The organism is Cellulomonas sp. P4_B5_2, assembly GCF_056402235.1.
On sequence record NZ_JBFUHU010000006.1, the window covers coordinates 17091 to 28205 of the forward strand.

General features: G+C 70.5%; 10 protein-coding genes and 1 pseudogene. 8 read left to right on the plus strand and 3 right to left on the minus strand.

Annotated elements, in window-relative coordinates:
• Nucleotides 1-10: 10 nt before the first annotated feature.
• A complete protein-coding gene (locus AC1DUQ_RS00900) occupies nucleotides 11-580 on the plus strand; it encodes a LemA family protein (RefSeq protein ID WP_477061033.1) in 570 nt (189 codons plus the stop codon).
• On the opposite strand, the gene AC1DUQ_RS00905 is transcribed toward AC1DUQ_RS00900, so the two are convergent.
• Complete coding sequence (locus AC1DUQ_RS00905; protein WP_421743735.1) at nucleotides 581-1321, minus strand: HAD-IIA family hydrolase; 741 nt, start codon at nucleotides 1319-1321, stop codon at nucleotides 581-583.
• Between the two features lie 41 nt (nucleotides 1322-1362).
• The gene (locus tag AC1DUQ_RS00910) at nucleotides 1363-2130 is read right to left on the minus strand and encodes a VTT domain-containing protein (RefSeq protein ID WP_477073277.1); all 768 of its coding nucleotides are present in this window, start codon (nucleotides 2128-2130) and stop codon (nucleotides 1363-1365) included.
• 197 nt (nucleotides 2131-2327) lie between these two features.
• Here AC1DUQ_RS00910 and AC1DUQ_RS00915 point away from each other — a divergent pair, with 197 nt between their 5' ends.
• From AC1DUQ_RS00915 to fbaA, 6 genes and pseudogenes are all read left to right on the plus strand, one after another.
• Nucleotides 2328-3695, plus strand: coding sequence for an extracellular solute-binding protein (locus AC1DUQ_RS00915; protein WP_477073278.1), 1368 nt, complete (start codon nucleotides 2328-2330; stop codon nucleotides 3693-3695).
• A gap of 17 nt (nucleotides 3696-3712) precedes the next feature.
• Nucleotides 3713-4660, plus strand: a complete 948-nt coding sequence (locus AC1DUQ_RS00920; protein ID WP_477073279.1) for a carbohydrate ABC transporter permease — start codon at nucleotides 3713-3715, stop codon at nucleotides 4658-4660.
• On the plus strand, nucleotides 4660-5583 hold the full coding sequence (locus AC1DUQ_RS00925) for a carbohydrate ABC transporter permease (RefSeq protein ID WP_477061037.1): 924 nt from the start codon (nucleotides 4660-4662) through the stop codon (nucleotides 5581-5583). Before AC1DUQ_RS00920 ends, AC1DUQ_RS00925 begins: the two co-directional genes overlap by 1 nt.
• A pseudogene (gene arfA / locus AC1DUQ_RS00930) lies at nucleotides 5583-7061 on the plus strand (arabinosylfuranosidase ArfA); the annotation flags it as partial. The gene AC1DUQ_RS00925 and the pseudogene arfA, both read left to right, overlap by 1 nt.
• Nucleotides 7062-7092: 31 nt before the next feature.
• Nucleotides 7093-7722, plus strand: coding sequence for a TrmH family RNA methyltransferase (locus tag AC1DUQ_RS00935; protein WP_477061039.1), 630 nt, complete (start codon nucleotides 7093-7095; stop codon nucleotides 7720-7722).
• 79 nt (nucleotides 7723-7801) lie between these two features.
• Nucleotides 7802-8827: a class II fructose-bisphosphate aldolase gene (gene fbaA, locus AC1DUQ_RS00940; protein WP_477073280.1), complete on the plus strand. Its 1026-nt coding sequence runs from the start codon at nucleotides 7802-7804 to the stop codon at nucleotides 8825-8827.
• 43 nt (nucleotides 8828-8870) lie between these two features.
• Here fbaA and AC1DUQ_RS00945 read toward each other — a convergent pair whose 3' ends face one another.
• Nucleotides 8871-9290, minus strand: coding sequence for an STAS domain-containing protein (locus tag AC1DUQ_RS00945; protein ID WP_477061041.1), 420 nt, complete (start codon nucleotides 9288-9290; stop codon nucleotides 8871-8873).
• A gap of 180 nt (nucleotides 9291-9470) precedes the next feature.
• Here AC1DUQ_RS00945 and AC1DUQ_RS00950 point away from each other — a divergent pair.
• A partial coding sequence (locus tag AC1DUQ_RS00950) for a SpoIIE family protein phosphatase (protein WP_477073281.1) occupies nucleotides 9471-11115 on the plus strand: 1645 nt, incomplete at its 3' end.

Below are 11115 nucleotides of genomic sequence, written 5' to 3' on the forward strand. Positions count from 1 at the left end.
GAGGCCTGCTGTGAGCACCGGTGTCATCGTCCTGATCGTCATCGCCGTGATCGTCGTGATCGCCCTCATCTGGGCCGTCACCACGTACAACGGCTTCGTCCGGCTGCGGAACCTGGTGCAGGAGGCCTGGCGGCAGATCGACGTCGAGCTGCACCGCCGGCACGACCTCATCCCGAACCTGGTCGAGTCGGTCAAGGGCTACGCGGCCCACGAGCGCGGCGTGTTCGACGAGGTCGCCCGCGCCCGGTCGGCGGCCATCACCCCCGGATCCGGCCCGGCTGAGCAGGCCGCCCAGGAGAACCAGCTGACCCAGGCGCTCGGACGGCTGTTCGCGGTGGCTGAGGCCTACCCGGTGCTGCGGGCCAGCGAGAACTTCCAGCAGCTGCAGCTCGAGCTCACCAACACCGAGGACCGCATCGCCGCGGGCCGCCGGTTCTACAACGCGAACGTGCGGGAGCTCAACACCAAGGTCGAGTCGTTCCCGCCGAACATCATCGCGAACATGTTCCACTTCGAGCGGGCCGAGTACTTCGAGGTCGACGAGCCCAGCGTGCGCGCTGCGCCCGAGGTCAGCTTCTAGTCAGACCCGCTCGATCAGGTCCTGCACCGAGTCGAGGATCTCGGTCGGCCGGAAGGGGAACGCCTCCACGTCGGCCAGCTTCGTGGACCCGGACAGGACCAGGAAGGTCCGCAGCCCGGCCTCGATGCCGGCGACCACGTCGGTGTCCATCCGGTCGCCCACCATCACGGTGGTCTCGGAGTGCGCGTCGATCCGGTTGAGCGCGGAGCGGATCATCATCGGGTTGGGCTTGCCGACGAAGTAGGGCTGCCGCCCGGTCGCCGCGCTGATCATGGCGGCGACCGCACCCGTGGCCGGCAGGTCGCCGTCCGCGGACGGGCCGGTCACGTCGGGGTTGGTGGCGATGAACCGCGCGCCGCCCTGGATGAGCCGGATCGCCTGCGTGATGGCCTCGAAGGAGTACGTGCGGGTCTCGCCCAGGACCACGAAGTCGGGCTTCGCGGCGGTCAGGGTGTAGCCGGCCTCGTACAGGGCGGTGGTCAGCCCCGCCTCGCCGATGACGTACGCAGAGCCGCCGGGCATCTGGTCCGTGAGGAACTGCGCGGTGGCCAGCGCGGAGGTCCAGATGGCCTCCTCGGGCACGTCGATCCCGGACGCGGCCAGCCGCGCGCGGAGGTCACGCGTGGTGAAGATCGAGTTGTTCGTGAGGATGAGGAACGGGCGCTCGCCCTCGCGCAGAGCCTTGATGAACTCCGCGGCGCCGGGCAGCGCGGTGCCCTCGTGCACGAGGACGCCGTCCATGTCGGACAGCCACGAGCGGATCTCCCGCGGGCCGTGGTGGGTCACGCGTCGAACGCCTTGCGCTCGACGGCCTCGCGCTCGGCGGGCTCGTCGTAGCGGGGGTCGCRGCCCGCCTCGTCGACCGGCAGCCCCTGCGCGCGCAGCTTCTTCTCCTTGCGGTTCTTGCGCCAGACCTCGACGATCACCGGCGCCACCGACATGAAGACCACGAGGACCAGCAGCGCCTCGATGTTCTCCTTGATGAACGTGATGTTCCCCAGCAGGTAGCCCAGCATCGTGACGCCGCCGGCCCAGAGGATCACGCCGATCGCGTTGAAGAACGCGAAGTGCCGGTACGGCATCTTGCCGACGCCCGCCGCGACGGAGGCGTACGTGCGCACGAACGGGATGAACTGCGCGACGATCAGCGTCCGGCCGCCGTACTTGTCGAAGTACGCGTACGTCTGGTCGATGTACCGCTGCTTGAAGAAGCGCGAGTCGGGCTTGCTGAACACCTTCGGGCCGAGCGTGCGACCGATGAGGTAGCCGGTCTGGGTGCCCGCGTAGGCGGTGACGATCAGCAGCAGGACCAGGGCCCCGATGCTGATGTTGACGCTCAGGTCGTCCTGAGCCACCAGCGCACCGGCGGTGAACAGGAGCGAGTCGCCCGGCAGGATCGGGAACAGCAGGCCGACCTCGATGAAGATGATCGCGAGGATGCCGATGAGCGCCCACGTCCCGAACGAGTCGATCAGGTGCTGCGGGTCGAGGAAGTCGGGGCCGAGGGCCACGACGGGTCCGGCGGCCGAGAGGGCGGTCGTCATCAGCATGCGCCCAGCGTACGGGGCCGTCCGTGGGCAGCCCGTGGGCGGGATGTGCGGACCGTGTGCGCCGGCACCGGCCGGGTCGCGTGCGCCACCTGTTGCTGCCCTGTTCCAACGATGTAACGATGCGGATCGGGCACGGCAAGGCTGCCGGACCCGACGCCGACGAGGACGTCAGGCGTGTCTCACGAAGGAGTGAGGGCATGGCACCGCACCACTTTGCGCGGCTGCGCACGGCCGCCGACGCACCCCCTCCGCCCGGTCCGGGCCTCACCCGCCGGCAGATGCTGATGGGCTCGCTGGCGGCAGTCGGCGGTGTGGCCGCTGCGTCGGCGCTCGCGGGCTGCGCGCCGACGGCCTCCGCCAGCGGCCTGAACCAGCTCGCGTACTGGCACCTGCTCAGCGGCGGCGACGGCATCACCATGGCCGGTCTGGTCGACAAGGTGAACGCCCTCGACCACGGGTACGAGGCGACGCAGACCGTGCTGGCCTGGGGCGCGCCCTACTACACCAAGCTGGCCATGGCGAGCGTCGGTGGACGGTCGCCCGACGTGGCGATCATGCACGCGTCACGCGTCGCCGGGTACGCGCCCGGCGGCCTGCTCGACCCCTGGGACCTGGACCTGCTGGCGGAGTTCGGGGTGCRGGAGTCCGACTTCCTGGAGCGCGTCTGGGCCAAGGGTGGGCTCGACGGCAAGCAGTACTCCATCGCCCTCGACTCGCACCCCTTCGTCATGATGTACAACGTCGACATCGCCGAGCAGGCGGACGTCCTGGGCCCAGACGGGCAGCTGGCGCCGATCGAGAGCCCTGACCAGTTCCTCCAGGTCGCCCGCGCCATGCAGGCGGTCACCGGCAAGCACGGGTTGTCGTACGGGTACCTGGGCGACGGTGCCCAGATGTGGCGGCTGTTCTACACGCTGTACAAGCAGCACGACGCCGACTTCGACCTGTCCGGACTGACGGCGAAGGTCGACGACGCCGCCGCGGTGGAGTCGCTCGAGTTCATCCAGCAGCTGCTCGACGGCACCATCTGCACGCCGAACGGCGACTACGGCACGGCCGTCTCGGAGTTCATGTCCGGCGAGAGCGGGCTGTTCTTCACCGGCGTGTGGGAGCTGCCGACGGCCAAGAACTCGGGCCTCCCGATCGATGCCCAGCCGATCCCGACCCTGTTCGGCACCCCGGCCGCGTACGCCGACTCGCACGCGTTCACGCTGCCGCACCAGTCGAGCCCCGACCCCGAGCAGCGGCGGGCGAGCTACCAGTTCGTCGCCGACCTGCTGCAGAACTCGCTCGGGTGGGCCGAGGCCGGGCACATCCCCGGGTTCCAGCCCGTCGTCCAGAGCGCGGAGTACCAGGCGCTCCAGCCACAGGCGCACTACGCGGCCGCCGCCGAGATCCTCAACTACGACCCGGAGGCGTGGTTCACGGGGTCGGGCAGCGACTTCCAGAACTACTTCCTCGAGACCGTGCAGGGCGTCTACCTGGACGGCTCGGACCCGGCCGACGGCTTCGCCGCCTTCGTCCGCCGCGTGAACGTCCAGCTGGCCAAGCCGAACCCGGTGTGACCCGAAGGAGTCGGAACGTGTCCTCTGCAGCCGTCGACGTCACCGGCGCCCCGCCTCGCACCACGTCACCCGACGAGGTCCGGCGCGGCGAGCGCGAACGACGTGCGCGCGACAACCGCATCGGCTGGGCGTTCGTCGCCYCGTTCGTGGTCGTCTTCGTGATGTTCCTCATCTGGCCACTGGTCCACGGCTTCTACCTGAGCTTCACCGGCGAGAGCATCACGGGTGCCGGCGGCGAGCTCATCGGGTTCGACAACTACGCCGAGGCCCTCGCCGACCCGATCATGTGGCGCTCGCTGCTGAACACCCTGTGGTTCACCGTGCTCTCCACGGTCCCGCTCGTGATCGTGGCGCTGATCCTGGCGCTGCTGGTGCACCAGGGGCTGCCGGGACAGTGGCTGTGGCGGCTCTCGTTCTTCATGCCGTTCCTGCTCGCGTCCACCGTCGCTGCGCAGTTCTGGATCTGGATGTACAACCCGCAGCTCGGCCTCGTGAACTACCTGCTCGGGGCGGTGGGCGTCGAGCAGATCGCCTGGCTGCAGGATCCGCAGTGGGCGATGTTCGCGGTCGTCGTCATGACCCTGTGGTGGACGGTCGGGTTCAACTTCCTGCTGTACCTGACCGCGCTGCAGAACATCCCGGAGCAGCAGTACGAGGCCTCCGCGCTGGACGGCGCGGGCCGATGGCGCCAGCTCCGGTCGATCACGGTCCCGCAGCTGGGGCCCACGACGGTGCTCATCGTGATCCTGCAGATCCTGGCCTCGCTGAAGGTCTTCGACCAGATCTACATCATGACCCAGGGCGGACCCGGCGGCGTGACCCGCCCGGTCGTCCAGTACGTCTTCGAGGTGGGCTTCACCGGCTACCGGTTCGGGTACGCCTCGGCGATCGCGTACATCTTCTTCGCCATCATCGTCATCATCTCGATCGGCCAGATGCGGCTGACGACGAGGAGGGGTGTCTGATGACCACCACCGTCGCCCCCCAGCCCAGCGCCGCCGGCGCCGGCGTGAAGCAGCGCGGGTGGTTCGCCGAGAAGGCGGGCCTGCGCATCGGCGAGCGGTTCGCCAGCCCCGGTCGCATCGGCGCGATCGTCGCCCTGATCATCCTCGCGCTGTTCTGGCTGCTGCCCTTCCTCTGGGCGGTCGCCACGTCGTTCAAGACCGAGACGTCCGCGGCGGCGACGCCGGTGTTGTGGCTGCCGCCTGACGGGTTCACCACCGAGGCGTACGCGAACGTGCTGCGCGAGGGCAACATCCCGCTCTGGACGTGGAACAGCCTGCTCACCGCGACGGCCATCACGATCATCACGCTCGCGGTGACCGCGCTCGCCGCCTACGCGTTCTCCCGGCTCGACTTCACCGGTCGGCGCTGGCTGTTCTGGGCGATCATCGCGTCGATCATCATTCCGCCGCAGGTGCTCATCGTCCCGCTGTTCTACGAGATGCTCACGCTCAACCTCGTCGACACCTACTGGGCCGTGATCCTGCCGCAGGTGGTCCACCCGGCCATGGTGTTCATCCTGAAGAAGTTCTTCGACCAGATCCCGGTCGAGCTCGAGGACGCGGCACGCATCGACGGCGCCGGGCGCCTGCGGGTGTTCTGGTCGATCGTCCTGCCCCTGTCGCGGCCCATCCTGGCCGCCGTCTCGATCTTCGTGTTCATCGCGGCGTGGAACAACTTCCTGTGGCCGTTCATCGCCACCAGCGACTCGTCGCTGATGACGCTGCCCGTCGGGCTGCAGACCGTGAAGAGCGCCTACGGCCTGCAGTACGCGCAGGTCATGGCCTCGGCCGTGCTCGCTGCCCTGCCGCTGGTCGTGGTGTTCCTGTTCTTCCAGCGCCAAATCATCAAGGGGTTCGCCACCACCGGCTTCGGCGGCCAGTGATGTCCCGCGCCCGCGTCACGCTCGACCGCGACTTCGTCGTCGGACCGGTTCCCCCGCGGATCTTCGGGTCGTTCGTCGAGCACATGGGCCGGTGCGTCTACACCGGGATCTACGAGCCGGGGCATCCCGCGGCCGACGAGCACGGGTTCCGCAGGGACGTCCTCGACCTGGTCAAGGAGCTCGGCGCGACCGTGATCCGGTACCCCGGCGGCAACTTCGTGTCCGGGTACGCATGGGAGGACGGCGTCGGGCCCGACCGGCCGCGGCGGCTGGACGGTGCGTGGCACACGGTGGAGACCAACGCGTTCGGGCTGCACGAGTTCATGGACTGGTCCCGGTTGGCGGGCGTCGAGGTCATGGAGGCCATCAACCTGGGCACCCGGGGGGTCGAGGAGGCCCGTCAGCTCGTCGAGTACGCCAACCACCCCGGCGGCACCGAGCTGTCCGACCGTCGGCGCACGAACGGGCACGAGGACCCCTTCGACATCCGGCTGTGGTGCCTGGGCAACGAGATGGACGGACCGTGGCAGATGGGCGCCAAGACCGCCGACGAGTACGGCCGGCTGGCGCAGGAGGCCGCGAAGGCGATGCGGCTGGTGGACCCCCGGATCGAGCTGGTGGCCTGCGGATCGTCGAACTCGGGCATGCCGACGTTCGGCGCGTGGGAGCAGACGGTGCTCGGGCACACCTACGACGAGGTGGACTACGTCTCGCTGCACGCCTACTACCAGGAGCACGACGGCGACCACGCGAGCTTCCTGGCCAGCGCGGTGGACATGGACTACTTCATCGAGTCGGTGGTGGCGACGGCCGACGCCGTCCGCGCCAAGGGCAAGCACAAGAAGCACATCGATCTCTCGTTCGACGAGTGGAACGTCTGGTACGCCACCGGCAAGGACACCGAGGACCAGCCGCACGTGATCGAGAAGACCAGCGCGTGGCGCGAGCACCCGCGGATCATCGAGGACGAGTACTCGGTCACCGACGCCGTCGTGGTCGGCACGTTCCTCAACTCGCTGCTGCGGCACGGCGACCGCGTGAAGATCGCCAACCAGGCGCAGCTGGTCAACGTCATCGCGCCCATCCGGTCGGAGGAGGGCGGCCCGGCCTGGCGGCAGTCGATCTTCTGGCCGTTCGCCCGGATGGCGGCGCTCGCCCGAGGGGTCATCCTGCGCACGGCGGTGACGTCCGACCGCTACGACACCGCGACGTTCGACGCCGTGGACCTGGTCGACGTCTCGGCCACCTGGGACGAGGAGCACGGCCGCGTCGCGCTCTTCCTGGCGCACCGAGGTCTCGACGAGGACGCCGAGGTGGCCGTCGACCTGCGCGGCTGGACAGCGCGCCAGGTCACGCGCGCGGAGGTGCTGACCGTGCCCGCCGGCGGCGACCGGCACACCACCAACGCGCAGGACGCGCAGGACCGGGTCGGTCTCGTGCCGCTCGACGGTGTGCGCGCCGACGACGCGACCCGACGGGAGGGACCGGGCCGCGTCGCCGACGGTTACGGTGGCGCCCGTGGACGAGGAGCGCGAGCAGGTCGGGGTCGGCCCGTGGCGGGGGGAGTGGCCCTCCGGCGCCCGCTACGACCCCGAGCTGCTGGCGCAGGGCGACCGCCGCAACGTCATCGACGCCTACCGGTACTGGACGCTCGAGGCGATCGTCGCCGACCTGGACACCCGCCGGCACCCGTTCCACGTGGCCATCGAGAACTGGGCGCACGACCTCAACATCGGCTCCGTCGTCCGGACGGCGAACGCGTTCCTGGCCGCCGAGGTGCACATCGTCGGCAACCGCCGCTGGAACCGCCGCGGCGCCATGGTCACCGACCGCTACCAGCACGTGCGGCACCACCCCACGGTCGACGACCTGCTGGCGTGGGCCGCCGACGAGGGCCTCCCGGTGCTCGGCGTCGACAACCTGCCCGGCTCCGTGGCGCTCGAGGGGTACCCCCTGCCGCGCGCGTGCGTGCTGCTGTTCGGGCAGGAGTCGGTCGGGCTCTCCGACTCAGCCCGGGAGGCCGCCGTCGACGTCCTGCACATCGCCCAGTTCGGCTCGACGCGGTCGATCAACGCGGGGGCCGCCGCCGCGATCGCGATGCACGCGTGGATCGCGCAGCACGCCGGCGTCCGGGGGTAGAACGTCCCGGACCCACCGACCCCCAGGCGTGCCAGAATCGAACCGATACCCCTCCCACGACACGCAGGAGATGCAGCAGATGGCCATCGCCACCCCCGAGGTGTACGCCGAGATGATCGACCGGGCACGGGCGGGCAAGTTCGCCTACCCGGCCGTGAACGTCACGTCGTCCCAGAGCGTCACCGCCGCCCTGCAGGGCTTCGCCGAGGCGGAGTCCGACGGCATCATCCAGGTCTCGGTCGGCGGCGCGGAGTACGCGGCCGGCTCGACCGTCAAGGACCGCGTCGCCGGCTCGCTCGCGCTCGCGGCGTACGCGGCCGAGGTGGCCAAGGGCTACCCGATCACCGTCGCGCTGCACACGGACCACTGCGCCAAGCAGAACCTCGACTCCTGGGTGCGCCCGCTGCTGGCGCTCGAGATCGAGCAGGTCAAGGCCGGCAAGCTCCCCACGTTCCAGTCGCACATGTGGGACGGCTCGTCCGTGCCGCTCGACGAGAACCTGATCATCGCCGAGGAGCTCCTGGAGCTCTCCGTCGCGGCCCGCACGATCCTCGAGATCGAGGTCGGCGTCGTCGGTGGCGAGGAGGACGGTCACACGGCCGAGATCAACGACAAGCTGTACACGACCGTCGAGGACGGCCTGGCCACGGTCAAGGCGCTCGGTGCGGGCGAGAAGGGCCGCTACCTGACGGCCCTCACGTTCGGCAACGTGCACGGCGTCTACAAGCCGGGTGCGGTCAAGCTGCGCCCGTCGATCCTCGCGGACATCCAGAAGGCCGTCGGCGAGGTCATCGGCAAGGAGAACCCGTTCGACCTCGTGTTCCACGGCGGCTCCGGCTCCACCGAGGCCGAGATCTCGGAGGCCGTCGACAACGGTGTCATCAAGATGAACATCGACACGGACACGCAGTACGCGTTCAGCCGTCCGGTGGCGGACCACTTCTTCCGCAACTACGACGGCGTGCTCAAGGTCGACGGCGAGGTGGGCAACAAGAAGGCCTACGACCCGCGCGCCTGGGGCAAGCTCGCCGAGGCCGGCATGGCCCAGCGCCTCGTCGAGGCCGCTCAGCAGCTCCGCTCGGCAGGGCACACGCTCGGCGCCTGACGACCAGCATGCGAAAGGCCCCCTCGGGGGGCCTTTCGTGTGTCTAGCCCTGGCCGTCGCCCACCGGTTGGAACTGCGACTCGTCACCCTCGACGACGTCGAGCAGCTCACCGATCCGGGTGACCTCGAGCAGGAACCGCACGGTCGGCGGTACCCGCAGCAGCCGGACCCGGTGCTTGGACCGGATGGACAGGCGTGCGAGGAACGCGACGCCGGAGGAGTCCATGAAGGTGACGTGGTGGGCGTCGACCTCGATCGGCAGGCCCACCTGCTCCGCCTCCGCGGTCGCCTCCTGCAGCTCGGCGCCGAGGTCGGCGTCGACCTCGCCCGAGAGCACGATCCGGGTGGCGTCGGTGCCGACGATCACGTGGACGGCGCCGGGCTCGCCGACGATCCCGGCGCCGGAGTCGGCGTTCGAGGCGTCCGCAGGCCCGTCGGGGATGGTGCTGTTACCGTCGCGCACGGTGCTCCTTTCGCTGACAACCGCCCAGGGCGGCGCCGGCTTCTCGACGACCTGCCTGTTCGGCACGCTAGACGATCGGAGGTGGTAGCGGTCAACTCCCACGCTGCCCCCTTGTCCGATCATGCTCTCGTCGGCGTGCGCGATCGCGCCCTCAGAGCAACTTCCGTCCCGATCGCCCTGTTGGATGCGACCGAGCACGACCTGCCCGTCGTCTGGGTGAACGACGCCTTCGAGAGGGTGACAGGGTACGGCCTCGACGAGGCTCGTCGGCGGCACGCGGACGTGCTGCGCGACAACGCTCTCCCGACCGCCGACGTCGAGCGGCTGCGCAGAGCCGTCCACGCGCAGGAGACGGTCGTCCAGACGCTCACCCTGCGCCGGGCCGACGGGTCCCCGTTCGCGTGCCGGGTGACCCTGTCGCCCGTGCCGGCCCCCGMCGGCGGGGGCCTCTCCCACTGGGTCGCCGCGCTGCAGGACCTGACCGAGCAGCTCTCGCACGACGCGGAGCAGGCCGCGCTGGTGGAGGCCGAGCGGCGCGAGCGGCGCAGCCTCGGGCTCATTGCGCAGGTGTCGGACCTGCTCATGGACGTCGACGACCCGCACGCCCTGCGGGAGATCGCGGCGGTGCTGCGTCGGTCGGTGGTGGGCTGGGCCGCCTTCTACCTGAACGACGGCGGTCTGCGGGTGGCCGACGGGATCGACGTGCCGCACGCGCCGACCGGCAAGGGCTCGAGGCACGGCGAGCACCCGCCCGTCCGCGACGGCGGCCCCGACCTCGTCCAGAAGCTCCTCGACGGGGAGCTGGACCGGCCGGTCGAGCTCGAGCTCGACGGCTCCTACGGCGGCGGCAGCGCGTCGGCGTGGCTGGTCCACCAGGCGGGCGTCGCGCTCGACGCGGTCGACCCCGCCGACCGACGCGTCGCGGTGTTCCCGCTGACGGGCCGCCGCCGCGTCCTCGGCGTGCTCGCGGTGCACCCGCACGAGGGCGGTGGGCTGCGCGCGCTGGAGGCGTCCGTGCGCACCGTCCTCGAGCTGACCGCCCGCCGCGTCGGCATGGTCATCGACAACGCACGGCTCTACGACCGCGAGCACCGGCTGGCCGAGACGCTGCAGCGCGCGATGCTGCCGGAGCAGGCCGAGGTGGACGGGCTCGACGTGTGGACGTACTACGCGCCCAACTCCGAGAACGCGCAGGTGGGCRGCGACTGGTACGACGTGCTGCAGATCAGCCCCGACGTCATCGGGGTGGTCATCGGGGACGTGGTCGGGCACGACGTGGAGGCTGCTGCCGCGATGGGCCAGCTGCGCTCCGTGGTGCGCTCCTACATGTTCGACCTCACGACCCCGGGTCCCGTGCTCGAGCGTGTCGACCAGCTGGTCGCCGGCATGCGGGTGCCGCGGCCGGCTGGCCTCGTCCTGTCCACCCTGGCGCGCACGGACGACACCTGGCGGCTCGAGTACTCGCGCGCGGGCCACCTGCCGGCACTGCACGTGCGGGGTGGCGCGGTCACGCAGCTGAGCGCCTCGGGCGGACCCCTGATCGGGTTCGGCGGCGCGCCCCGGACCACGGAGTCCGTCGACCTCGATCCGGGCGACGTCATCGTCTACTACACGGACGGGCTCATCGAGCGGCGCGACCGCGGCCTGCGCGAGGGGCTCGCGGCCCTGTCCGCCGTCGCCGCCGCGGTCACCGCGCGCGACGCCGCCGGGGTCGGCGAGGAGCTGCTGTCCCGGCTCGCGGACCACCGCGAGGACGACGTCGCCGTGGTCGTCGTGCGCGTGCCGTCGCCGTTGGACACCTCCGCCCGCGCCCGCAGCCCCCGGC